This is a genomic window from Shewanella sp. T24-MNA-CIBAN-0130, from assembly GCF_040310185.1.
GTDB lineage: Bacteria > Pseudomonadota > Gammaproteobacteria > Enterobacterales > Shewanellaceae > Shewanella > Shewanella psychromarinicola.
Window position 1 is genome coordinate 130,857 of record NZ_JBEOPP010000003.1, and the last position, 24,100, is coordinate 154,956.

The window sequence follows — 24,100 nt, forward strand, 5'->3', positions numbered from 1 at the left end:
GGTAATCATTATATGCAAGATACCACTGCAATTTTAGTCACTCATTTAGTTAAACAATACGGCGATTTTTTGGCCGTTGATGATATCAGTCTCACTGTTAATGCTGGAGAAACATTGGCTTTACTCGGTCATAACGGTGCAGGTAAATCTAGTTTAATCAAAATTTTGCTTGGTATTGTCCCTGCCACGTCGGGTGAAATCTCGATGTTAGGAACGGTGCTTAAAAATGAAAAGCAACACCGGAAAATTAACTTGGGTTATTTACCTGAAAATATCTCGCTTTACGAGAAGTTAACCGGAAAAGAAGTACTGGAATATTTTGCTTCATTAAAGGGTGTTGCTAAAAATCAGGTGGTTAAGGTGCTCGAAGAGTTTGGTTTGGGTCAGGTGCAGAATAAGCCTGTTAGAACCTATTCAAAAGGCATGAAGCAACGCTTAGGCTTTGCACAGGCCATTTTGTCTGAGCCTGATATTTTACTACTTGATGAGCCTACAGTCGGGCTTGATCCTCAAGCGTCGCTATTTATGTATCAAAAAATTGCCGAACTTAAACGGCAAGGCTGCGCTATTGTTGTGTGCACTCATGAGCTCGCAGTGGTTGAAGGTAATATCGATCGTGCATTTATTATGGCCAATGGTAAAAAGCTAGCAAGTGGCCGGTTAGAGGAGTTACGTCAAGCCGCGGATCTTAAGGTGCATTTTACAGGCGATGATATCCTTGATGCCATTGCCCATGATGATTTTCTATCAAGATTAGCAACCAATAATCAGTTATGGGTTCATCAAGTTGATAAGCCGAGGATTATTAAGTACCTCACTTCACATCGTGGGGCCTATAACTTTTCAATTGAAGAGCCTGATTTAAGTGATATTTATCATCACTTCATGAATCTTCATCAACACAAAGCGGCATAAGGGGCTGTGATGTTTACAGCGGTTTTGGCCATTGCATTAAAAGAAATAAAAGATAACTTTCGAAATCGATGGTTTTTATTTATTGGCTTAATGCTGACATGTTTATCACTGCTTATCACTTTTGCGGGTTCCGCCGTATCAGGTGAATTAGTTGTGGCTGATTTACCATTACTCATGACCAGTTTGAGTTCAATGTGCGTGTATATTTTACCATTGACCGCAATATTACTGAGTTACGATAGCTTTATTGGTGAGGAAGAGTCAGGCACTTTGTTGCTACTATTGTCTTATCCGGTTACACGTTTACACATCATATTAGGTAAGTTACTCGGCCATCTTTGGGTGTTCAGTTGTACGATTGGTTTGGCTTTTTTTCTGACAGCCATTTTAGTGTGGACGTTGACTGCCTTCCCGATACAAGAAGTCGTAGTGGCCTTTATTCACTTAATACTGAGCAGTATATTGCTAACGGTATGCTTTGTGTTGTTGGGTTATATAGTGAGTTTGTTGGTGGTTGAGAAAGCCAAAGCGATAGCGGTGCTGTTATTTCTGTGGGTAATGATTGTGCTGGTATACGATCTTGTTTTGCTCACATTCATGGTGGCTGATTTACAGGGCTTTTCAAATGCGATTTTTCAGGTATTGATTTTACTCAATCCTAGCGATTTATTTAGGGCAATTATGAGCGGTGTCGTATTACCAGACATACCACCTCAAGGTGATGTGGTTCAACACCGAGGCAGTAATAGCATGTTAAGTATTGCTCAGATGCCCATCGCTGGGCTTTATAGTGGCTTACTATTATGGGTATCGTTTTTACTGATCGTGGGGCAGCAAATATTTAGTCGTAAACGCTTATAAGAGCATTTCATTTGTTAAGGTGTCATCAAATCAGTGTAAAGGTAAGTTATTGTAATAAAGTAATTTAAATGTGTCAGATTGAGTTTGTTATCACATTGTAGTACCGTTTTTAAATGTATCAGATTGAGTTTGTTATCACATTATAGCACCGTTTTTAACTGTACAATTTTGTAACAATTAAATTGGTTTATGATCATTATTCTAGGTGCATACGGTGTTAAAAATCACTAATTATTTATCACTTGATACTTCAGCTAAGCAACTGATTAATCATCTAAACAATGAGAAAATCCCGCTCACTTTTTCTGAACATGCCGTACTAACTAAACTGCTTGATTTTGAATGTAAAATTTACACAAAAGAAGAATTATTAGAGGCTGGCTGGCCTGATAGAGTCGTCGCACCAACGTCACTCACTCAGTGTATTAGTACCTTGAGACGTAAATTAGAGCCCTTTCAAGACATCCAACTAAAAGCGGTTGCAAGGCGTGGTTATCAGCTTCATATAAGTGAGCAAAGCCATGTTAAAGTCGTTTCACTGAGTGACAGTGACACGATTCGCGCCGCTTTTTTTGACGTGAGCTTATTGGTTAAAATTGCTGGTGCATTGGTTTTGTTTGGCATACTCATTATCTTTTGGTATGGCTGTGAATATCACCAAGTGCTGAAAATTACATCGCAATGGAAAAGTGATAAAGACATTGAGCTCAACATTGGTGGTATTCGTGAAAGTGCGAAAGTGTTCTATAAAAACGACACGGATCAATTGCATGAATCTAAATGGCAGAAGCACATTGCGCCAAAGACAAATCAACTTAAAGGTTTAAAGGGGTTTAGCGGTTTTGCTCTCACGAACGGCAGTTCTTATTCATTTGCTACTTGTCCAGGATACACTTTGAATGATTGTGATGGCCAAGGCATTATTAATATCACTATGTTAACCCCTGAACCCGCAGGAATTAACATGGAAAGTTTTATCCCATTATCTAAAAAAATGGAGACTCGAATTCGCTATAATCGAGTGCTTATTCCAGAAGGGGATATTGGCGATATTGTTGAGCATCATTACCATGCAGATGTATATTTTCCAATAGCTGGACAAAAGCTCATACGCGCCGACTTAAGTATTTCATTAGTGTATCAAGGTGAAAATACTGGCCAGATATACACCACGACATGCATTACCGATGAAGACTGTATAACGACACCGATAAAATTAAAAACCCGTGGGACATTTAATCAATATCAGCAATCAATTGGCGATGTTGATGTGGATGTGTTTTTTACCAAGATAGATCAAAAAGAGTTCATTAAGCCCGAGCACGTCACCGAATCGGCAATGCGTTTTTATCGTGAAGTGAAACGCATGGATATTCAAGAGGAAGAGCTTGTATTTTTTAGGGTTCATACCACTGAAAATACAGCCGTATGGATAATGCCATTTATGAGCGACTTAGTTGCTTGGAGTCGTTATGAAAGAGTACAATTTTAATCAGTTAAGCTACCCGGAGGGCATAAAAGCTTACATTTATAGCCTACTATCGTTGAGATATTATTTGGATTTTCACCAGATCTTAATTCGGTCTTCATTGTGAAAGTTGATTAACAACAATAAAAAATCGGATGAAACATTATCATCCGATGTATATCTTGGTCAGCTTAGTCAACTGACCAGTAAACTCTATGCGCAGTTGTTTATTACTTGATAAATGCGAACGCATCACCATATAAATGAGTTTCTTCAATCCCAAGTTCACGAAAAACTTCTCGTGCAGCCCCGACCATATCAAAGCGGCCGGCTATGTAGATGTCATAACCATTTAAGCTGACAAAATCCTGCTTTATTTGCTCAAGTAAATTTGCTTTTTTGCCTTGCCAAGTACTGCCTGCAAGTTCAACTACAGGAATAAACTCTAACCATGAATGGTCTGCATGCCATTGACGAGCAATCTCTTGATAGTACATAGCATCTTCGTTACGACAACCCCAATATAGCTGAGTTTGAATCGTTTCGCCGTTAGCAATCTGCGCTTCAACGATACTTTTAATGTATGAAAAACCCGTGCCGCCAGCAATTAAAATGCGCGGTCTATGGCTATCGCTACGTAAAAATGCGTCGCCAGCCGGGGCTTCAATATCAATATGAGTCGCAGTTTGAAGGCGTTCAACAACTTGCATGGGATAACTTTCGCTGACCGCAGCACCAATGTGCAATTCAATTAACGCAGCATTAGGCGCCGAAGCGATAGAAAAAGGACGTTTGTCTTTTTCACCCATGATCACAGATAAGTATTGGCCAGCCTTAAAGTCAAAGGCGGCTTCGGGTTTAAGGAACACTTGATACACAGCATCATTAAACGGGGTGACTTTTTCAATCTGACAACGAATGGTTTTCATCTAACGTCCTTTAAACCTTTTTATAATTTTTATCAATGAGTTAATTATAGCTATCTACGCCTTAATCAGATCACTGTGGTTACAATGTTGGTACATCTTCTATGCCAAGATCATCCCAAATTTGGTCAATTTTTTGTTTAACCTTAGGATCCATCACAATAGGGGTGCCCCATTCACGGGTGGTTTCGCCTGGCCACTTGTTGGTGGCATCTAAACCCATTTTAGAGCCTAAACCGGCAACGGGTGAGGCAAAATCCAGATAATCGATAGGGGTATTATCTACCAGCATGGTGTCGCGTGTTGGATCCATCCGGGTAGTAATGGCCCAAATAACATCTTGCCAATCACGGCAATTGATATCTTCATCAACCACGATAATAAATTTGGTGTACATAAATTGGCGTAGGAATGACCATGCCCCCATCATGACACGCTTAGCATGACCCGGATATTGTTTACGGATTGAAATCACAGCCATACGGTAGGAGCAACCTTCAGGCGGCAGATAAAAATCAATAATCTCTGGGTACTGCTTACGAAGAATAGGCACAAATACTTCGTTTAATGCCACGCCTAACATAGCGGGTTCATCGGGTGGACGGCCGGTATAGGTACTATGATAAATAGCATCTTTACGGTGAGTAATATGAGTCACAGTAAATACGGGGAATGAGTCGGTTTCGTTATAATATCCAGTGTGATCGCCGTATGGACCTTCTACTGCTTTCTCATCTGGGTCAATATAACCTTCAAGAATAATCTCGCTGGTGGCTGGTACTTCAAGATCGCAGCTAATGGCTTTACAGACTTCGGTACGTTCGCCGCGTAGTAAACCTGCAAAGGCATATTCACTCATGGAATCTGGCACGGGAGTTACAGCACCTAAAATGGTCACAGGATCGCTACCTAATGCCACTACGACAGGATAACGCTCTCCAGGATGAAGCTGTTTAAAGTCTTTAAAATCTAAGGCGCCGCCACGATGATCAAGCCAGCGCATAATCAGCTTATTTTTGCCCAATAACTGTTGACGGTAAATACCTAGGTTTTGTCTTTTTTGACGTGGCCCTTTAGTGATCGTGAGTCCCCAAGTAACTAATGGGGCGACATCTCCAGGCCAGCAATGTTGGATTGGCAACGAGGTTAGGTCAACTTCATCACCGGTTTTAACCACTTGCTGACAAGGCGGATTACGCACTGTTTTAGGCGGCATATTGAGTGCCTGCTTATACATAGGTATTTTGGCGATGGCATCTTTAAAGCCACTCGGTGGCTCAGGTTCTTTTAAGAATGCTAATAATTCACCGACTTCACGCAAAGCCAAAGGATCGTCTTTACCCAATGCCATAGCAACACGTTTAGGCGTGCCAAATAAGTTAACCAGTACCGGCATGGTGTGATTGGTAGGATTTTCAAATAACAGTGCGGGGCCACCCGATCGTAAAACACGATCAGCGATCTCCGTCATTTCTAAATGAGGGTCAACAGGATAGCTAATGCGCTTTAACTCACCATTTGCTTCCAAATGATCGATGAAGCTGCGTAAATCTTTAAAACTCATGTTTACCGCCTGTAAATCAAATCCAATATGGCGCGCACTATAGCATTTTTCTAATATAGGGTTAACCAATTTGATAGACCTATATTACTGATATCGACTTTAGCTATACTTAGGCTAAAATGGTAATAGTCAATAATGTGGTAGAGGTGACTTATGCGAACGAATAAGCAGTGGACTTTGATGCCATTATTCGGGCTTGGTTGTGTTGTTATACTCAGTATGGCGAGTTCAGCCAGTGCTCAGCCGTCGTTAGCGAATGAGTATTCTAATCGTGTTTCGCATTCTGTCAGCTCTCAACATAATCATTATCGCCAACACAATAATCATCACCGAAATCGTGATCCTTGGCGTTGGGGATTTGGTTGGGATCAAGGCTGGGGAGTTAACCGACATTGGGGCCCAAGTATCGGGATTAGTTTAAGTCATGGCAACAACTGGCGATATGGCTCATATTGGGGGAATGGTTATTCCCGTAGAAATAACAACGGTTTTTATCCCTATCAACATCAGTTAACTAGCGGATATCAGCCGCAAAATATTAAGCTTATCGACACCATTGTTGCGCCTCAACAGCGGACTACGACCCATATTGAGTATGCTTCGGGCTTAAGCCACCTACCTGCAAATGCTAAAGTGATCCAGCGTGCGAACGGGACAGTCTATGAGTGGCAAGGGGTTGAATATTATTTTGATTGGAACACTCAAACCTATGAGGTTGCTAAAGCAGAGACACCATGATTGCTGGTATAGAAACAAAATTCAATGCTACCGTCTGCTTTAGCTTGATACATTGCAGTATCAGCTGCGCTGATTAGCTCCCGACTATTTAAACCATGCTTAGGCAGTATACTAATCCCAATACTCGCCCCCACGTGTAAAATATGTTGGCCGATGATAATAGGTTGCTTAATACAGTCCAATAGCTGGTGTATTTTATGTTCTATATCGATAGGCCCGGTGATCATATCGAGCCATACGATAAATTCATCTCCTCCGAATCGACCGACCATATCGGTTGCTCGCAAGTTGTTTACTAAGCGTGAGGCTATGATCATTATAACGTCATCGCCAATACTGTGGCCGAGTGAATCGTTAATGTCTTTAAATTTATTCAAATCAAGAAACAATAAAGCTGCTTGATCCTCGCCACGTAAATCTCTTGCGATCGCAGTATCTATTTTTTTTATAAACGCACGACGATTGTAAATCCCTGTTAGTTCGTCATGTTCAGCTAGGAAAATGAGCCTGTCTTGTTGTTCGATCAGTTTGTGGGTTTGACTGTCTACTTCTTGTTTTAACTCTTCTTTTTTGATCGTAATTTGGGCGAGTGATTGTTTCATTTTATTAAAGTTATCGGCAAGTGCAGATAACTCATCGGTATCAGTGAAATTAATCTGGCTGGTTAAATCCCCAGCAGCAAGCGCGTTCATCCCTTGTTTAAGTGAAGCCAATCCTTTTTTAAATCGAATCAGCGTTATAAAAGACCATGCCGTAACCAAAATCGCGAGTAGTAACAGTACGGCTCCAACGAGGTATAATAATTTTTGCTGTGTTTGACTCGCTTGTTTAATTGATAATTGATGAAGTCGGAACATTTCTTCGGTCATTTCTTCAATGGTCATGCTGTATTTAGCTTTAAATAATTGTTCGGCAATCAGTGTTGATGAAACATCGACTTGTTTGCTGTGGTAGCTATTTTGCGTATTGATGAGCTTTCTAATATTGCTATTGAGCTGATTAAGATTTGCGATAATGAGTTTTTGTTGTATCGCCCAGTTGATATCTTCTGCGAGATTTTGGGCCAGTTCTGTTTGGCGTTTATTCAGCTCTGAAAGCCCCTGGCCATCGGTATATTCTTGGTAAAGCCACAGCTGGCTTCGCAAGCTATCAATGTTGATCTGCAACTTCATTGAGTAATTGAGTTGGCGATATATTTGCTGCTGATAGTTGTGAATTTGGATCAGCGATAAACCAACAATGAACGTGAGAAGTGTGCAGAGTGTTGCGGTTAGCTTTAGGCGCTTAGATAACATCATAAATTACCATCCAGCCTCTGAATTCATAAAATCTTCAAGTAATTGACGATCGATAACTTGCCTGAAGTCGACGCTCTTTTCTGTCGGAACTAATTGATTGTCGATGGCCCATTGGCTTTGAATTTGAATGTTAGAAAAAAGTGCATTACTGAGGGATAATCTAAAAGTATAGTCATTCCAAGAATAATGCAGTTGGGAAGGATCGATATTCAAGATGCGACTAATGTCTACCTGAGCAAGATCTGAGTGTGTATGAATATAGTCTATTGCGTCATTAATTGCTTTGAGTAGAGCTAACTTTTCTGAGGCTGATAACGTCGTTTGTTTAAGCTCGATTAAGTTAAAGGATAAGTGATATAGACCGCGGCTATTGATGACTTTTGTATTTGAGGTTATTTGTTGTGTTAACAAATAACTTAATGGCTCCCAAGCTGAAATAATATCAACTTCATTATTTAATAATGCTGGAATAAGCTGATCTGCACGTAAATAAATGCGCTCGATAGGCTGTTGAGTTTTATTATACATAATCAGTAAACTATCGAAAAAAAACTCACTAGCACTGCTTTTTACTATCCCTACGCGGACGTTGGCTAGATTATTCAGCTGATGATATTTTTGCGGTACTAGGCTAAGTAATTTGAGATCGTTATCTGATTCGACAAAACTGGCTAATACGGAAAAGTTTGTTTGTTTAAAACTATTAAACATCACCACAGTTTCAGAGGCAGTGGCGAGATCCACTTGTTTATTGAGCAGCGCATTGAAGCATTTCACCCCACCATCTAATCTAACTAACTCAATATTAAGATTATTACGCTTAAAATAACCTTGTTGTTCGGCAATAAAAAAGGGTGCAGAAAGTGGCGTATTAGAAACAGCAATTTTAATCGGACCCTTTGCGGCTAAGGTCTTGATGGATGAGTTTTGATTAAGATCACAACCCGCAATGCCAATCGCGATTAGGCTCCAAAAAATAATCATTAACACTTTGTGCATAAGTGAGATTTCAGTCAAAAGATAAATAATGTTAAGTGTAGTTAATGTATTATTTTTTGTGAGAAATATTGGTCAATATAATCGTTTTTTTTTAATATTATCAATTAATAACGGAAATACTAAGCTTCTTGTTAATCATTAATTTACTAAGTAAAGTGATTCATAGTGGCGGCCATTGTGAAAATAAATATTATTTACCATTTAATTCAGATACTTATTTGTTAAATTAGTGAGACGATCACTGATGGACACCGAGCCATAACGGCTATATTTCGGTTAAGCTGTTTTATGCATGAGCAGAGAATGAATTCGATTGGTATTACTCCGACTAAGGTTAACTTATGAGTATGAAAAAGCCCCAATGCATCCTTTGCATTGGGGCTTTTGTTTGCATAGTTTATTTATATTTATATTATTATTTATGCTGCGGTGGTATCACCACCCTAACGCAATCATTGAGTATCAATTGAAGCTTTAGGGCGTTGCTCAAGCTCATTATTATTATTTGGCTTTGAGCTATCAGCCAAAGGCTGAAATAAAAATGACGTTATTGGCTATTACATCTGGGGAACCAATAACGCCTGAACTGTCAATAAAGCGGCAAGGATGCAAGTATTTTGCGCTTATTATTAGAATGTTTGTTGCTCTGTTATCAACTTGCTGGGGGACGAGTTGCTAACACTATCAAACATCCTTGCCAAAACGGTTTTGATATTTAGCTCTGTTAATGGTGACAATCGCGCCGTCAATGGCTAAAGCTAAAACACCTTAATAAAAATGACGTTATTGGCTATTACATCTGGGGAACCAATAACGCCTTAACTGTTATGTTAGCCGGCTTCCTTAACGACTAACGGTGGAGCAATAAAGCGGCAAGGATGCAAGTATTTTGCGCTTATTATTAGAATGTTTGTTGCTTTGTTTTCAACTTGCTGGGGGACGAGTTGCTAACACTATCAAACATCCTTGCCAAAACGGTTAACTGAATTTCCAGTCATTATGGCTTAAGATAGTTTAAACGCTATCTCAAGCGTATATGCTTAGCTTGCCATCGTATGTAACTGTTGACTTAGCTGAGTGATTTTTTGTTGTAAATGGGCTATTTCTGACACGATAGCGCTTTTGCTTCTCATTTGGCGAAGATCATTACTTCTTACCCATTGGTAAACGGTTTTAGCTGATACACCGTATTGCTTTGCTACATCAGACAATAATCTGTTATGGTTTTTGACTTCATCAATTACTTGTCTTTGTAATTCCACTGGATACTGTCTCGTATTTGACATATTCATCAAATAACCTCCTGCTGATTTATTTATGTTTGCCTGAGCGAGTTTCAACATCATCCCACTGGCTGCAACCGAGATGCGCTAAGAAAAAAATATTTTGTCGGCATTGTTGAACGATATTATTGAGCATGATACTGACCGATTTAATCTGACGACTTAAGTTAATTTTCTTCATCGCTATCTCCTACAACTACAATGGAATGCTTTACAATAAAACTACCTCTTAGTGGGTATGAGTTGTTATATGGAAACTTTGTGCCAACGTTGTATGAAAATTTAATCTGTTATTTATCAAGTATTTAATATTTTATTGTCAATGGGTTATTACTTACCTATTGGTTAGTTTGGTGCAATTGCACTAAATTGGTGAAAGATGCTATGGCGATTATTTATCGCTGAAGTGGTCGATGCTGCACAGTATGGATGACCAATATGGCAGCAAAAGGTCATCTTAATGACAAGATGAGCAAGGCGTTATAGTCGAATGAGTTATTCCGAGTGGATGGTTTAAAAAATCATACAAGGAGTGGGTTTGATGATATGGCTTTAATGGACGTCATCTTGGTAAGTGATCCGGGCGTGAAGACGCATGTTAAACAGGCTAGCGATGTATGGCGGGGGCAAAGTCGTCCGGGGAATTGCGCTAGAGTTTGCAATTTCACTGGACGACATGGTGTGCACCAATCAAATGAATGAGCTAGTGGATTAAGAACAATGTGGCTAGGCCTAAAAATGCAAATAAGCCAACCACATCTGTCACCGTGGTTAATACCATGCCACCGGCTAATGCTGGGTCAATATTTAACTTTTTTAACATTATTGGAATAGTGGCGCCAGCAAAGCCTGCAACCGTCATATTAATCAGCATAGCACAACCAATTAACCCTCCTAACGCGATGTCATCTTTCCACAGCCATACTGCAAAAAATACCAATATAGACCACATTAAGCCGTTTAATAATCCAATGCTGAGTTCTTTACCAATCAACCAACGTGAGTTACTTTGGCCAATATGCCCAAGTGCAATACCACGGATCACCAGTGCTAAGGTTTGATTACCGGCAACCCCGCCCATACTCGGAACTATGGTCATTAAAATCGCGATGGTGGCAAATTGCTCTAAGGTGCCTTCGAACATGTTACTGACAGACGAGGCAAGTAACGCAGCAAATAAGTTAATCGTTAACCACAGGGAGCGTCTTAGCGTACTTTTTAGCACTGGGCCAAAGGTATCCTCATCATCATCCATCCCTGCCATCCCCATCATTGAATGCTCGGCATCTTCGCGGATCACATCGATAATGTCATCGATGGTGATCCGGCCAAGCAATTTTGCTTGGCTGTCGACGACTGGGGCGGATAGCCAATCGAGTCGTTCAAATTTTTGGGCTACATCTTTATCAGACATCTCAACCGGAATACTTTCTAACTCTGTGTCCATAATGCTTCGGACGGTTACGCTTGGATCGCAGGTTAATAAATCGACTAATCTTACTCCGCCTAAAACATGATCTTGACGGTCAACAACATATAAGGTGTCGGTAGTATCGGGTAAGTTTCCCCGTTGACGTAAATAACGTAATACCACTTCGATATTGACATCGGGTCGTAAGGTGACGGTATCGGTGTTCATGATACTGCCTGCCGTATCATCAGGATAGCGCAGTGCTTGTTCTACTCTATCCCTGTCCTGGCTGCGCATTGACTTAAGTACTTTCTTGTAAACACCATCGGGTAAGCTGCGAAGAATATAGGCGAGATCATCTGTGTCCATACCTATTGTGGCCTGGGCGAGCTTTTCTGGTGTCATGCTGCTAATGAGTGAATCTTTAAGCTCTTCACCTAATTCGTCAAGAATTTCACCCGCATATTGTTGGTCAATGAGTTGCCATAACACTTGTCGATTTTTGGGCGGTGATGATTCGAGAATTAGGGCGACATCGTTAGGTGACATGGTGTGCAACATGTTACGAGCATGAACAAACAAACCACTGTCTAGCGCTTGAACGAGTTGATTGAGGCGTTGTTCGGTTATCTCATTATCTAGGTACTCTTTACCCATATATCTACTTCCTATTCATCATACTTATATCATAAAGTATGTAATCATTCTGGGCTGCTCAGGTTTTTCTGTTTAAGGCGTATTGGTGCAATAATCGTTGTCTGCTTGTAAGACAATGTAACGCCGAAATGGGATACTTGAGTCGTTTCCTCTGGACGAAATTATGCATGGTCTACGCTGCTATACATCATATTGACGGACGACTGCACGGATGCAGAGTCATACTGGATCCGTTGCTGAAAGCGGCGATATCTGTATTATGTTAAACGCTAAACTCCCGCAGAGTGAACTGATACTTAATCAGATGGGTATCAACTGCGTGAGATAAACCTAAGGGCTAATATTATCGAGGGACTGATGTCTACCGTTGAGCATCAATGTCGTGACAGTTTGGTTAGGCCACGTGTAATAAGAATAATAGTGGATTAAAAAGTGAGTGACTCGCGAATCGTACTCTTCACTGATTTAGCAAGATTCATCAAATTTAGCATTAATCAGATCACACACTGCATTTAATGCTACTTCGGCATCTGGACCCTTTGCGGTCACGGTGATCATTTTCCCTATTCCACTTTCAAGCATTAACAACCCAAGCACACTTGCGGCACTGGCGTTTTTTTCGCCCTGAGTTAAGGTGATGTTCGCGTCAAAATCGGCGGCTAATACCGCGAGTTTTGTTGCTGCACGGGCATGTAATCCTAATTTGTTGGAAATGGTAACTTGGCGTTCAAGTTTGATCATTCATGCAATCCTATGCTCACTTAGCGGTGAGTTCACTTATACTTAATTCTCTGTGGCGAGCATTAACAGTGTGTTTACTGCCTTGCCTAAATCGTTTTGCTAATTGGTCTGCAATATATACCGAACGATGCTGGCCACCCGTACAACCAATCGCGATAGTCAGGTAACTGCGATTGTTACGTTCTAGGTGTGGCATCCAGGTTTCAAATAGGTTTTCAATTTGCCAAATGAACTTGTTGACCAATGGCTGACGCCCTAAAAATTCTTGTACGGGTTCGTCTAATCCTGTCAATGGGCGCAATTCTATTTCCCAGTGTGGATTGGGCAAAAAGCGTACATCAAACATAAAATCCGCTTCAGTCGGCATGCCGTGCTTAAAGCCAAAAGACTCAAAGTTAATGACCAATTCTTTATCGACACTGCCTAGTAGTATTTGCCTAACTTGGTCGCTTAACTCGTAGATATTTAGCGCCGAAGTGTCAATGTAATGGTCAACAATTTTTGCGGTAGGCTCAAGTAAACGGCCTTCTAATTTGATCGCTTCTTGCAGTGAAATATGATTTTTAGATAACGGGTGCAATCGGCGTGTTTCGCTGTAGCGTTTAAGTAACACTTTATCATTGGAATTTAGAAAGAAGCTGATAATTTCAGTGTCATGTTCAAGTAGGGCTAATTGGTCTTGAAGCACTTTGCCTTGTTCAGCAATGTTGCGGACATCAACACTAATCGCAACTAAATCATTACTGCCCTTGAGCTGAGCGAGTAATGTGCCAATGAGGGGTAGAGGCAAATTATCGACACAATAATATCCTAGGTCTTCTAATACTCTTAAGGCAACGGATTTCCCTGAACCTGAACGTCCCGATACTATGACAAGTTTCATGCAGTTATAACCCGATAAAGTTCTGTTGCGTTGTGGCTTTTGCGAAGCTGTTTCAATATTTGCTTATCGCTGAGCTTTTTAGCCATACTCGATAACGTGCCTAAATGTTGTTGGCACTGGTCTGCAGGTACTAACAAAGCAAATAAAATATCCACGGGCTGCTTATCAATTGCATCAAAGGCAATGGCTTCTTCACATTTAACAAATATCGCGATGGGGTGATCGATGGTCGTTAATCGACCATGAGGTATCGCAATGCCATTTCCTATACCTGTGCTACCCATTTTTTCTCTCGCTAATAGGCTTTCAAAAACCTCTTGCGAAGACAGGGTTGGATACTGGGCAGCGACTAAATTGCTGATGAGTTCCAGTACTTTTTTCTTACTGCCCGGTGTGGCACAGGTAGTGCATTCCGGCTGCAGAATGGTACAAAGTTCCATCGTTAGTGTTTTGTATACTTCTCTTTGTGTTTAATTACCTGACGGTCGAGTTTATCGATCAGGGCGTCTATTGCAGCATACATATCAGTATTTTCTGACATAGCAAAAATCTCTGCGCCATTAACGTGGATTTTGGCTTCTGCTTTTTGTTGTAATTTGTCTACATGGAGTACAACGTGTACATTATGGATCTGATCGAAGTGTCGTTCAAGCTTTGAAAATTTACCATTAACATACTCACGTAAAGATTCAGTTATTTCGACATGACGTCCAGTCAGATTTATATCCATAGAAAATCCTCCACAACCTTGTAGGTTATAAACTCTTACGTTGGTTTGAGGGCGGGATTAGCATTGCTTCTCGGTATTTTGCAATCGTACGACGAGCAACGTTTATGCCTTGTTCTGCCAGAAGTTGAGCCATTTTACTGTCACTCAATGGTTTTTTCTGGTTTTCTGCGGCAACCAGCTTTTTGATAAAAGCACGAATTGCTGTTGATGAGCATTCCCCGCCATCGTCAGTGCTGACATGGCTAGAGAAGAAGTACTTTAGTTCAAATAGTCCACGTGGGGTGTGCATATATTTTTGTGTGGTGACTCGTGAAATTGTCGATTCATGCATTTCTACTGCTTCAGCAATATCATTTAGCACCATAGGTTTCATGGCTTCTTCACCGTATTCAAAGAAGCCTTGCTGAAATTGCACAATGCAATTTGCCACTTTGAGTAGAGTATCATTGCGGCTTTCGATACTTTTAATAAACCATTTAGCCTCTTGCAAATGGCCTCGAATAAATTGACTGTCAGACTGATTTTTACTGCTTCTAGCCATGGCGGCGTATTGCTGATTAACGCCAATTTTGGGCATATTGTCTGGGTTTAACTCTACAACCCAACGGCCATTTTTCTTTAGTACCGTGACATCGGGAATAACGAATTCGTCATCGGTGGCGGTGATCAATAAGCCTGGACGAGGATTGAGTGATTGGATTAGGGTGATGGCGTCACGTAACTCATTTTCTTTTAGCTTAGTTTTGCGCATCAATAATCTAAAATCACGCCCAGCAATTAAGGTTAAATAGTCTTTGATTAGCAAACGGGCATTATCGATATGGGGTGTGGTGTTAGAGAATTGCGCTAATTGGATCAATAAACATTCACTTAAATCACGTGCAGCAACACCAACGGGATCAAAGTGTTGAATTCGTTTTAATACAGCTTCAACTTCATCTAACTCAACATTTTCGTCACCCATGGCTTCGAGAATATCGTCGGTACTTTGGGTTAAATAACCGCGTTCATCCACGGCGTCGATGATCGCTGTGGCAATGGCAAGATCGGTCTCTGAAAATGGAGTGAGATTTTTCTGCCATTCTAAATGTTCATACAGACCTTCGGTGGTTTCACCTTGAAACGGCATGTCATCATCGCGCATGCTAGCACTACCTGAACCTGACATCGGCGAGGCGGTGTACACTTCATCCCATGTAGTATCCATGGCTAAATCATCCATGGTTTCTTTGGTCATAGATTCTGCTGTGTCGACTGTTGAGGTGTCTTTTTCAATATTGACAATGCTGTTGTCACTGAAGTCTGTATCAGCTTGGTCGCGATTTTCTTTTACGGGGTCTTTTGCTTCAGAAAACTCATCTTCTATTTCAAGTAATGGATTTGAATCCAATGCTTGTTGGATTTCTTGCTGTAGCTCCAATGACGATAATTGCAGTAAGCGAATGGCTTGCTGCAATTGTGGGGTCATGGTTAAGTGTTGACCCATTTTAAGTTGGAGTGACGCTTTCATTTACCGCTTATCCCTAGATGATTTCCATAAAAGTGACAATTTATAAAACTGTAATGGATTGTCACGTACATCAATGATGTTTAACGCTGTTTAGATATCGTTCAATCAAATGAGTTAGATAGACTAAAGGCCCGTAAAGTAACTATAGCTTGAATTGTTCACCTAAGTACACCGCCCGAACTTGTTGATTGCTCAATACCTCATCAGGTGTGCCTTCGGCAATTAAATTACCTTGGCTGACGATATAAGCTCGCTCACAGACATCTAACGTTTCACGTACGTTATGGTCGGTAATTAATACTCCTAGACCTCGGCTTTTAAGTTGTTGAATGATTTTTTTTATGTCGATGACAGAAATCGGATCAACACCAGCAAAGGGCTCATCGAGTAGAATAAATTTTGGATTGGCGGCTAAAGCGCGCGCAATTTCAACACGACGACGTTCACCACCCGATAACGACATGCCTAGGCTGTCTCGAATATGGGTAATATGGAACTCTTCTAATAGATGCTCAAGCTGTTCAATACGTTGGTTTGTACTGAGTTCTTTGCGGGTTTGCAACACGGCCATAATGTTGTCATACACTGTGAGTTTACGGAAAATACTGGCTTCTTGTGGTAAGTAACCAATGCCTTTGCGAGCTCGCAGATGCATTGGATCGTCAGTGAGATCGTCATCATCAATTAAAATTCGACCCTTATCACTTTTCACTAGGCCGACAACCATATAAAAGGTGGTTGTTTTACCTGCACCATTGGGGCCTAAAAGCCCAACAATTTGGCCTGTTTTAACCGTTAAACTGACATCTTTAACAACTTGACGATCTTTATAGCTTTTAGCCAGATTTTCAGCGGTTAAGGTTATTTGGGTCATGGTTTGATCTGCTTTTTAACTGGGATTTCAGGGAGTTTTTGCTTTGGCGCAGACTCGTCTTGGAAATTCTCAGGTTGAATAATGGTGATAACCCGATCTTGCCCTGTGCCCGAACTTTCAGCAATAAGCTCTTGCGCATTGATGTTGTACTTAATTCGATTACCGGTCACTTGGCTACCCGATTGATTAAGTTTGGCATTACCTGTCAATGTTAGCGTGGTAGTCGCAAGGTCATAGGATATTTCGTCGGCACTGGCAGTACCAATTTGACCGTCATCTAATTCTTGTGAAAACGTCGCGGGTTTGCCAGTGGCGATAAGTTTCTTACTGGTGCTGTTTTCGGGGGTAAACGCCCGTAATTCATCAGCATTGATATTAATACTGCCTTGGACAATCTTAACCGGACCATTAAAAATGATTTGGTTATTTTTTATGTCAGCAAATTGGCTAACCGCAACAATTTTTAATTCTTGTTTCAGATCACCTTGTTTCGCCATAGCAGGCAAACTCAACAGGCAAAGTATGCTGCTCAATAACATAACATTGGCGCGAGTGTGGAGACGATTAATGTGGCTCATATGTTCCTTCTACCTGGCTCAGTAGCGATAATTGTTGCGAATTCAAGTCAGCATGTAGGCCTAAGCCTTTAATAATAAACCCTTTGCCTTTGATATACACCATCTCTTGTGAGGTGCCTATCATAGTGGTTAAGTCTACCGTCACCGCTTGGGTACTCAATGACTGCAGGGGTTCTTCTATATCAATGGCATCAATAATAACATTGTTTTCTAATATGACTTTGCTGGTGTTTTTATTCAATTGTCCTCGATCTGCACTTAATTGCCATTGTGCTTTACCATTTTCAGGGTAAATGAGGTATATCGGTTTGGTAAAGTGAGTGATGTCACTTGAAGCATAATGCTCCATGTGCTCGGCGCTGACTCGACTTTCGACAAAACCTTGTTGATTGAATTCCGTGGTGCGTAGGTTATCTGCAATAAAGTCAGGGCGCTCAATACCAGGTACTTTCACCGAGTCCATTTCACTGCGTTTTATTTGTGCTTGCCAGTACAACATAAAAGCAAGACCAAAAAAAGCCACAATACTTAGGGTGATCCGATTCATATACTCATTCCATGAGCACTGGCAAATTTATCTTGGCTTAAGAGTAATAAGTCAGTCAGTTCTCGCAAAGCTCCATGTCCGCCGTTTAAGGTCGTTGTCATGTGACAATGTCGTTTTACAAACGGATGACCATCGCCGACACACACGGAGAGACCTACGGCTTTCATTACGGGCAGATCAACCATGTCATCGCCAATGTAGGCTACTTGTTCGGCGCTTACATTATACAGCGACATAAGTTGCTCAAAAGGTTCAAATTTATTATCAATGCCTTGATAAATATGTTTGATTCCTAATCCGGTCATTCGGGTTTCGACAATTTTTGATTGACGACCTGTAATGACGGCAACATGAATATCGCTAGTGAGAACTGAGCGTATACCGTAGCCATCGCGAGTATGAAAGGCTTTGAGTTCTTCGCCAGCATTACTGAGATAAATACGTCCATCTGAAAAGACCCCATCGACATCACAGATTAACAGTTTAATTTTCTGAGCTCGCTGCCAAATATCATTACTGATAGGGCCGTAAAATCCTTGGTGACACGAGGTTGATTCTGACATGATTAAATGACTCCAGCTTTAACCATATCGAGCATGTTTAATGCCCCGATCGGTTGGTGTTTTTCATTGACGACAACCAGTCCGTTGATGTTTTTTTCATCCATGATTTGTAGCGCTTGTGCAGCTAAAATACCCGTGGGGCAGGTCACACAGTTTTTGGTCATCACCAGGGCTATCGAAGTGGTACGAAGGTTCACTTCGGCATCGATGACCCGGCGTAAATCACCATCAGTAAAAATACCCACTAGTTTGGCTTCATGGTTGACTACCGCCGTCATGCCAAGGCCTTTTTTAGATATTTCATAAAGCGCTTCAGTAATACAAATAGCATCACTGACGATAGGCAAATCATCGCCTTTATGCATGACATCGTCTACTTTTAGTAATAATTTTCGCCCCAATGAGCCACCAGGATGTGATAAGGCAAAGTCATCACGGGTAAACCCTTTTGCTTGCAACAATGCAATGGCTAATGCATCACCCATTGCTAGCGTAGCAGTGGTGCTAGACGTCGGCGCTAATCCTAACGGGCATGCTTCTTCTTGTACTTCAATGCATAAATGAATTTTAGATAAACGCGCCATGTTAGAGTCTGGTTTACCTGTTACGGCAATAACAGGCACGCCCATACGTTGAATCACAGGCATTAACGTGAGTATTTCGCTCGATTCACCTGAATTGGAAATCGCCAGTACAATATCGTTCTTAGCCAATGCGCCTAAATCACCATGACTGGCCTCACCAGGATGAACAAAAAATGCCGGCGTGCCGGTACTGGCAAACGTCGCGGATATTTTATTACCGATATGACCCGATTTGCCCATTCCCATGACAATCACTTTGCCTTTGCACTGCATAATGAGTTCACATGCTTGGCCAAACTCAACTGAGTCCACATATTGATATAAATTATCTAAAGCAGCTTTTTCAATATCAATGACTTTACGGCCCCATTGACGAAATTGAGTTTGATTTACCATACGGCTCTCTCTTTTAGCTTAAGACTTTACCTTTAATGCTCCAATCTAATGGGATTGAAATACAATAATTTGGTACGCAATAAAGGTGATTAATAATAGTGCGCCATGCCAACGAGTCAGTTGTTGCTTGGTGCCACTGGATAATACTAAAACGGCTAATGCAGTACTGGTGCCCAATACCATATAGAAGTCTCTTCCACTGGCAGAGGCATCTATTTCGCCAGGGGCAATTAACCCTGGTAGTGCCAGTACGGCAAGAATGTTAAATAAATTCGATCCAACGATATTACCAATAGCGAGATCGTGTTCTTTTTTTAATACGCCAGCAATACAGGCTGCTAATTCTGGTAGGCTTGTTCCCACTGCAATAATGGTTAATCCAATGACAAGATCTGACAAGCCATAAAACTTTGCAATACCCACAGCACCATCTACCATCCAACTCGCTGATAGCGGGAGGAATATAATACCGACGATTAGCCAAATGATAGCATGAAAGGTTGAGACATTTTTAGGGATATCAGATCCAAGTTCAGTATCTAAGCTGTCGGTTGTTCTATCATGAGTCGCTTGCCAAATGAAATATCCCATTAACACGAAAAGTACCACGATGAGCATGATACCTTCTGCTCGTGTTAGCACATTATCATGCAGGGTATAGCCAGCAAATACCGTGGCGGCTAGCATAATAGGTATTTCGCGTTTTAAGGTCTTTGAGGCTACGCTAATGGCGCCAAGTAAGGCGGTTAATCCTAATATTAAGGTGATGTTAGCAATGTTTGAGCCCAGTACGTTACCCACGGCGGTATCACGCATGCCATCCATTGAGGCCGTAGCTGCAACAAACATTTCAGGTGCAGAGCTACCCATCGCAACAATGGTCAATCCAATTAACATGGGAGGCAAGCCTAAATTTCGCGCAAATGCCGCCGCTCCGTAAACAAATCTATCCGCACTCCAAACTAAAACAGCAAGGCCAGCAACTAACATTAGAATATTAACTAGCATGTGATTCCGATAGTGATCATTAATTAACGAGCATTTTCGCTGGATTTTTATCAAATTGAAAGTCAAATTGAAAGCATTGCACAGTAATTGTACTCGAAATGATGTGTGGTGATATGGATATAGTTGTCGCTTAATCGACAATTACAGTACAATTTACACCTTAACTTAATGCAAGGAAGGCAGTTATCTCCTCAACGCCAATGTCTGATATGAGTAAATCAAATAATAATCCTTTGGTCGAAGTCAACCATATGGCCTTTAGCCATGGTTCGCGCGTGATTTTTAACGATATTTCTTTATCGATCCCCAAAGGCAAAGTAACGGCAATTATGGGACCTAGTGGTATTGGTAAAACCACCTTGTTAAAATTGATTGGGGGACAGTTAACCCCTAATACCGGACAAGTCTTGTTCGACGGTCACGATTTACATAAGCTTAAGCGCAAGGAACTTTTTGAATTGCGCAAGCGGATGAGTATGCTGTTTCAAAGCGGTGCATTATTTACCGACCTTAATGTATTCGATAACGTGGCATTTGCATTGAGAGAACATTCTGGATTACCAGAAGATATTATCCGCTCCATTGTATTGATGAAGCTGCAAGCGGTAGGTCTTCGTGGTGCAGCGTATATGATGCCTAACGAATTATCCGGTGGTATGCAGCGTCGAGCAGCATTGGCTAGGGCGATTGCACTAGAACCTGAAATGGTGATGTACGATGAGCCATTTGCGGGACAAGATCCAATTTCAATGGGGATGCTGGTAAAACTTATTCGTGAGTTGTCGGATTCATTAAAACTGACTTCTGTGGTGGTCTCTCACGATGTGGATGAAGTATTAGGTATTGCAGATTATGTCTATGTAATAGCAGACAAAAAAGTCATTGCTCATGGTACCCCAGAGCAATTACGTCAATCTGACAATCCGCAGTTGATCCAATTTATTCAAGGCGCACCAGATGGCCCTGTGCCATTCCATTATCCTGCAGAGGATTATCAAGAGGAGCTACTTCGTGGGCGCAATTGATTATATTGCCGATATTGGCGCATATGCACTGAAACTCGTGCAGGGCCTCGGTCGGGCTGGCATCATGTTATGGCGCGCGATCGTGCGTGTTCCGAATATCAAAAAAGGCACGCCATTACTTATCAAGCAGATTTATGTGCTTGGTGTCCGTTCTATGGTTATCATTATAGTATCAGGCTTGTTTATTGGCATGGTATTAGCCCTACAGGGATATAATATTTTAGTTGGGTTTGGTACTGAAGAAAGTTTAGGCCCAATGGTGGCGTTAAGCTTATTACGAGAACTTGGACCCGTTGTTGCCGCGTTATTATTTGCCGGACGAGCGGGCTCGGCGCTAACCGCCGAAATTGGTCTAATGAAATCGACTGAACAATTGTCAAGTTTAGAAATGATGGCGATAGACCCTTTAAGGCAAATCATTGCGCCGCGCTTTTGGGCAGGTGTTATCAGTATGCCATTACTCGCACTAATGTTTAGTTTGGTGGGTATTTTTGGTGGACATTTAGTCGGTGTTGAATGGAAAGGTATTGATAGTGGTGCGTTTTGGTCTATTCTTCAAGCATCGGTTGAGTGGCGACAAGATATTGTTAATTGCTTGATAAAAAGTGTTATTTTTGGTGTGGTGGTCACATGGATAGCCTTGTACCGAGGTTATGAAGTCGAACCCAATCCAGAAGGCATTAGCCGTGCGACAACCTCAACGGTTGTGCAGGCAAGCTTAGCTGTTTTAGCACTGGACTTTTTGCTGACAGCAATCATGTTCGGAAATTAAGATTTTTTCATTATTTAGATTAATTTAAGTGGTTTAATAGTATGTTGACACGGAAAATTGAGTTATTAGTAGGCGTGTTTTTATTGTCAGGTCTATTGGCATTTTGTGTATTAGTATTCAATGTTGCTAATGTTAAAGTAAAAACCGATGCCCAGACTTATACATTAGTGGCTGAGTTTAACAATATTGGCGGACTAAAAGTACGTTCGCCTGTAAAAGTCGGTGGCGTAGTGGTTGGTCGCGTGACTGATGTTGCCCTTGATAGCCATAAATTAGTGCCTATTGTGACGTTAACAATGGATAAGCGTTTCGATAAATTCCCTGAAACGAGCAGTTTGGCCATTTTGACTTCAGGGTTACTCGGGGAGCAATTTATTGGCTTAACGCCTGGGTTTATGGACGATGATATTTCGATGCTTGCCGATGGCGATAAAGTACATGACACTCGTGGAGCATTGATTTTAGAAGATTTGATTGGTCAACTTTTGTACAGTATGTCATCTGCAGATAAATAGGATCCCTATTATGAAAATATTTTTTAGTCGTGTTATTGCTTTATGCCTAGTGGGCAGTGTTGTGATAAGTCAAGGTGCTATGGCTGCCAATGATGAGGTTAATACCAATGACCCTTATGAGATGATCAAACAAGTATCTAATATGACTTTTGATCGATTTAAATCAGACAACACGTTAATTAATAATGATTTAAGTCACTTGAAAGTGATTGTTCGAGAAGAGCTTATGCCTTATGTCGATTATAAATATGCCGCTTACAAAGTGATGGGGCAGTATTTAAGTGATACAACGGTAGATCAACGTAATCGTTTTGTTGAAGCTTTTGAAGGGTATCTAGTCGCGACCTATGCGCAAGCATTAACAGAATATACTGATCAAAAAGTCGCTTTTGATCCGCCGAGAGATTTTAGCGATGAGAAAATAGTTGAAGTGAACGTCCAGATCCTTGAGCAAGGTCGTCCACCGATTAAAATTCAATTTAAAGCGCGTCGTTTAAAAGACAACACTTGGAAAGCATTTGATTTAGTGGCGGAAGGCGTGAGCTTATTGGCCTCTAAGCAATCTGAAATTTCGAATTTAATCCGTCAGCAAGGTATTGAAGCGGTTATTACCATGTTGAATGATAAAACCCAGCAGAGAATTGATCGTCAACCTGCAAAAGAAGCTGCAGCTGCGTGATTACCTTTAATCAACAAGACGACCGTTGCATTGTTAGCGGTCGGTTAACTCAAGATGAGGTGAAACAATTGTGGCCTAAACGCCATGAATTGTTTACTGCATCAACCCAAGTGGTAGACTTATCAGCAGTGGAATACGTCGACAGTGCAGGTGTTGCATTGTTATTAGCGTTAATCAAACTGCATGTTTCAAGCAGTCAGGAAACAAGTGTGTCACGTCAATTGGTTAATCCAAGTGTTCAGCTCAAGAAAATGATTGAGCTTTATGATTTAGACGCTTTTTTCAGCCAAGTATAGAATTGAATAGTAAAGGTAATTGATTTCATGGAATGCAAAGATATTGAACAACTTTTAACCGAGGCGTTGTCGCTAACAGAAGCGCATGTGACCTCTGATGGTAGCCACTACAAAGTGGTCGCTGTGGGCGAATGTTTTGACGGCATGAGCCGCGTAAAACAACAGCAGGCGATTTATACCCATTTAGCGGAGCAGATTGCCAATGGTGAATTGCACGCATTAACGATTAAAACTTTTACGCCTACCCAGTGGAAGCGTGAAAAACTTTTCAATATGTAA

Annotated in this window: 28 protein-coding genes; 10 read left to right on the plus strand and 18 right to left on the minus strand. The window is 41.1% G+C overall.

All coding sequences use genetic code 11. The annotated features are described in order from the left end of the window. Window positions 1-12 precede the first annotated feature (12 nt). From AAEZ02_RS02345 to AAEZ02_RS02355, 3 genes are all read left to right on the plus strand, one after another. Window positions 13-915 (plus strand): ABC transporter ATP-binding protein, encoded by a 903-nt coding sequence (locus AAEZ02_RS02345; protein ID WP_124012495.1) that lies wholly within the window; start codon window positions 13-15, stop codon window positions 913-915. A 9-nt stretch (window positions 916-924) separates the two neighbouring features. After that, complete coding sequence (locus AAEZ02_RS02350) at window positions 925-1,776, plus strand: ABC transporter permease (protein ID WP_351075106.1); 852 nt, start codon at window positions 925-927, stop codon at window positions 1,774-1,776. A 214-nt stretch (window positions 1,777-1,990) separates the two neighbouring features. Next, window positions 1,991-3,268: a winged helix-turn-helix domain-containing protein gene (locus AAEZ02_RS02355; RefSeq protein ID WP_124012493.1), complete on the plus strand. Its 1,278-nt coding sequence runs from the start codon at window positions 1,991-1,993 to the stop codon at window positions 3,266-3,268. Between the two features lie 206 nt (window positions 3,269-3,474). On the opposite strand, the gene fre is transcribed toward AAEZ02_RS02355, so the two are convergent. Both fre and ubiD read right to left on the minus strand, forming a co-directional pair. Continuing rightward, on the minus strand, window positions 3,475-4,173 hold the full coding sequence (gene fre / locus AAEZ02_RS02360; RefSeq protein ID WP_124012492.1) for an NAD(P)H-flavin reductase: 699 nt from the start codon (window positions 4,171-4,173) through the stop codon (window positions 3,475-3,477). Window positions 4,174-4,252: 79 nt separating this feature from the next. Then, window positions 4,253-5,734 (minus strand): 4-hydroxy-3-polyprenylbenzoate decarboxylase, encoded by a 1,482-nt coding sequence (gene ubiD, locus AAEZ02_RS02365; RefSeq protein WP_101034036.1) that lies wholly within the window; start codon window positions 5,732-5,734, stop codon window positions 4,253-4,255. Window positions 5,735-5,887: 153 nt separating this feature from the next. On the opposite strand from ubiD, the gene AAEZ02_RS02370 reads away from it, so the two are divergent. Further along, complete coding sequence (locus AAEZ02_RS02370; RefSeq protein WP_124012491.1) at window positions 5,888-6,472, plus strand: hypothetical protein; 585 nt, start codon at window positions 5,888-5,890, stop codon at window positions 6,470-6,472. On the opposite strand, the gene AAEZ02_RS02375 is transcribed toward AAEZ02_RS02370, so the two are convergent. The 16 genes from AAEZ02_RS02375 to AAEZ02_RS02450 all read right to left on the minus strand — a co-directional run bounded on the left by AAEZ02_RS02375 (window position 6,442) and on the right by AAEZ02_RS02450 (window position 20,534). After that, window positions 6,442-7,770: a diguanylate cyclase domain-containing protein gene (locus AAEZ02_RS02375; RefSeq protein ID WP_351075112.1), complete on the minus strand. Its 1,329-nt coding sequence runs from the start codon at window positions 7,768-7,770 to the stop codon at window positions 6,442-6,444. The two genes, AAEZ02_RS02370 and AAEZ02_RS02375, sit on opposite strands and share 31 nt — an antisense overlap. Window positions 7,771-7,773: 3 nt before the next feature. Beyond that, entirely contained in the window at window positions 7,774-8,754 is a 981-nt protein-coding gene (locus AAEZ02_RS02380) for an ABC transporter substrate-binding protein (RefSeq protein ID WP_164839437.1), read from the minus strand. A gap of 1,055 nt (window positions 8,755-9,809) precedes the next feature. Next, a complete protein-coding gene (locus AAEZ02_RS02385) occupies window positions 9,810-10,061 on the minus strand; it encodes a transposase (RefSeq protein ID WP_124012487.1) in 252 nt (83 codons plus the stop codon). A 19-nt stretch (window positions 10,062-10,080) separates the two neighbouring features. Next, window positions 10,081-10,233: a hypothetical protein gene (locus tag AAEZ02_RS02390; protein WP_157822248.1), complete on the minus strand. Its 153-nt coding sequence runs from the start codon at window positions 10,231-10,233 to the stop codon at window positions 10,081-10,083. 522 nt (window positions 10,234-10,755) lie between these two features. Continuing rightward, window positions 10,756-12,120: a magnesium transporter gene (gene mgtE / locus AAEZ02_RS02395; RefSeq protein WP_101034040.1), complete on the minus strand. Its 1,365-nt coding sequence runs from the start codon at window positions 12,118-12,120 to the stop codon at window positions 10,756-10,758. Window positions 12,121-12,585: 465 nt separating this feature from the next. Then, window positions 12,586-12,861: an HPr family phosphocarrier protein gene (locus tag AAEZ02_RS02400; protein WP_101034041.1), complete on the minus strand. Its 276-nt coding sequence runs from the start codon at window positions 12,859-12,861 to the stop codon at window positions 12,586-12,588. A 16-nt stretch (window positions 12,862-12,877) separates the two neighbouring features. Next, window positions 12,878-13,744 (minus strand): RNase adapter RapZ, encoded by an 867-nt coding sequence (gene rapZ, locus AAEZ02_RS02405; protein ID WP_124012486.1) that lies wholly within the window; start codon window positions 13,742-13,744, stop codon window positions 12,878-12,880. Then, window positions 13,741-14,184 (minus strand): PTS IIA-like nitrogen regulatory protein PtsN, encoded by a 444-nt coding sequence (gene ptsN / locus AAEZ02_RS02410; RefSeq protein ID WP_101034043.1) that lies wholly within the window; start codon window positions 14,182-14,184, stop codon window positions 13,741-13,743. The genes rapZ and ptsN overlap by 4 nt, the downstream gene beginning before the upstream one ends. Before the next feature lie 2 nt (window positions 14,185-14,186). Further along, window positions 14,187-14,474 (minus strand): ribosome hibernation promoting factor, encoded by a 288-nt coding sequence (gene hpf, locus AAEZ02_RS02415; protein WP_124012485.1) that lies wholly within the window; start codon window positions 14,472-14,474, stop codon window positions 14,187-14,189. A 25-nt stretch (window positions 14,475-14,499) separates the two neighbouring features. Beyond that, complete coding sequence (locus AAEZ02_RS02420) at window positions 14,500-15,984, minus strand: RNA polymerase factor sigma-54 (RefSeq protein WP_124012484.1); 1,485 nt, start codon at window positions 15,982-15,984, stop codon at window positions 14,500-14,502. 142 nt (window positions 15,985-16,126) lie between these two features. Then, window positions 16,127-16,858 (minus strand): LPS export ABC transporter ATP-binding protein, encoded by a 732-nt coding sequence (gene lptB / locus AAEZ02_RS02425; RefSeq protein WP_124012483.1) that lies wholly within the window; start codon window positions 16,856-16,858, stop codon window positions 16,127-16,129. Next, on the minus strand, window positions 16,855-17,436 hold the full coding sequence (gene lptA, locus AAEZ02_RS02430) for a lipopolysaccharide transport periplasmic protein LptA (RefSeq protein ID WP_124012482.1): 582 nt from the start codon (window positions 17,434-17,436) through the stop codon (window positions 16,855-16,857). The genes lptB and lptA overlap by 4 nt, the downstream gene beginning before the upstream one ends. Continuing rightward, window positions 17,423-17,983: an LPS export ABC transporter periplasmic protein LptC gene (lptC, locus tag AAEZ02_RS02435; RefSeq protein WP_124012481.1), complete on the minus strand. Its 561-nt coding sequence runs from the start codon at window positions 17,981-17,983 to the stop codon at window positions 17,423-17,425. Before lptC ends, lptA begins: the two co-directional genes overlap by 14 nt. Beyond that, complete coding sequence (gene kdsC / locus AAEZ02_RS02440; RefSeq protein WP_101034049.1) at window positions 17,980-18,546, minus strand: 3-deoxy-manno-octulosonate-8-phosphatase KdsC; 567 nt, start codon at window positions 18,544-18,546, stop codon at window positions 17,980-17,982. Before kdsC ends, lptC begins: the two co-directional genes overlap by 4 nt. Window positions 18,547-18,548: 2 nt before the next feature. Next, entirely contained in the window at window positions 18,549-19,526 is a 978-nt protein-coding gene (locus AAEZ02_RS02445; RefSeq protein WP_124012480.1) for a KpsF/GutQ family sugar-phosphate isomerase, read from the minus strand. Between the two features lie 45 nt (window positions 19,527-19,571). Continuing rightward, window positions 19,572-20,534, minus strand: a complete 963-nt coding sequence (locus AAEZ02_RS02450; RefSeq protein ID WP_124012479.1) for a calcium/sodium antiporter — start codon at window positions 20,532-20,534, stop codon at window positions 19,572-19,574. Window positions 20,535-20,734: 200 nt separating this feature from the next. Here AAEZ02_RS02450 and AAEZ02_RS02455 point away from each other — a divergent pair, with 200 nt between their 5' ends. The 6 genes from AAEZ02_RS02455 to AAEZ02_RS02480 all read left to right on the plus strand — a co-directional run bounded on the left by AAEZ02_RS02455 (window position 20,735) and on the right by AAEZ02_RS02480 (window position 24,100). Next, window positions 20,735-21,559 (plus strand): ATP-binding cassette domain-containing protein, encoded by an 825-nt coding sequence (locus AAEZ02_RS02455; protein WP_164839438.1) that lies wholly within the window; start codon window positions 20,735-20,737, stop codon window positions 21,557-21,559. Beyond that, window positions 21,546-22,331, plus strand: a complete 786-nt coding sequence (mlaE, locus tag AAEZ02_RS02460; protein WP_101034050.1) for a lipid asymmetry maintenance ABC transporter permease subunit MlaE — start codon at window positions 21,546-21,548, stop codon at window positions 22,329-22,331. Before AAEZ02_RS02455 ends, mlaE begins: the two co-directional genes overlap by 14 nt. 41 nt (window positions 22,332-22,372) lie before the next feature. Beyond that, entirely contained in the window at window positions 22,373-22,846 is a 474-nt protein-coding gene (gene mlaD, locus AAEZ02_RS02465; protein WP_101034051.1) for an outer membrane lipid asymmetry maintenance protein MlaD, read from the plus strand. A gap of 79 nt (window positions 22,847-22,925) precedes the next feature. After that, a complete protein-coding gene (locus tag AAEZ02_RS02470) occupies window positions 22,926-23,525 on the plus strand; it encodes an MlaC/ttg2D family ABC transporter substrate-binding protein (protein WP_372491505.1) in 600 nt (199 codons plus the stop codon). Then, a complete protein-coding gene (locus AAEZ02_RS02475; protein ID WP_101034053.1) occupies window positions 23,522-23,821 on the plus strand; it encodes an STAS domain-containing protein in 300 nt (99 codons plus the stop codon). The genes AAEZ02_RS02470 and AAEZ02_RS02475 overlap by 4 nt, the downstream gene beginning before the upstream one ends. A gap of 27 nt (window positions 23,822-23,848) precedes the next feature. Then, window positions 23,849-24,100 (plus strand): BolA family protein, encoded by a 252-nt coding sequence (locus tag AAEZ02_RS02480; protein WP_101034054.1) that lies wholly within the window; start codon window positions 23,849-23,851, stop codon window positions 24,098-24,100.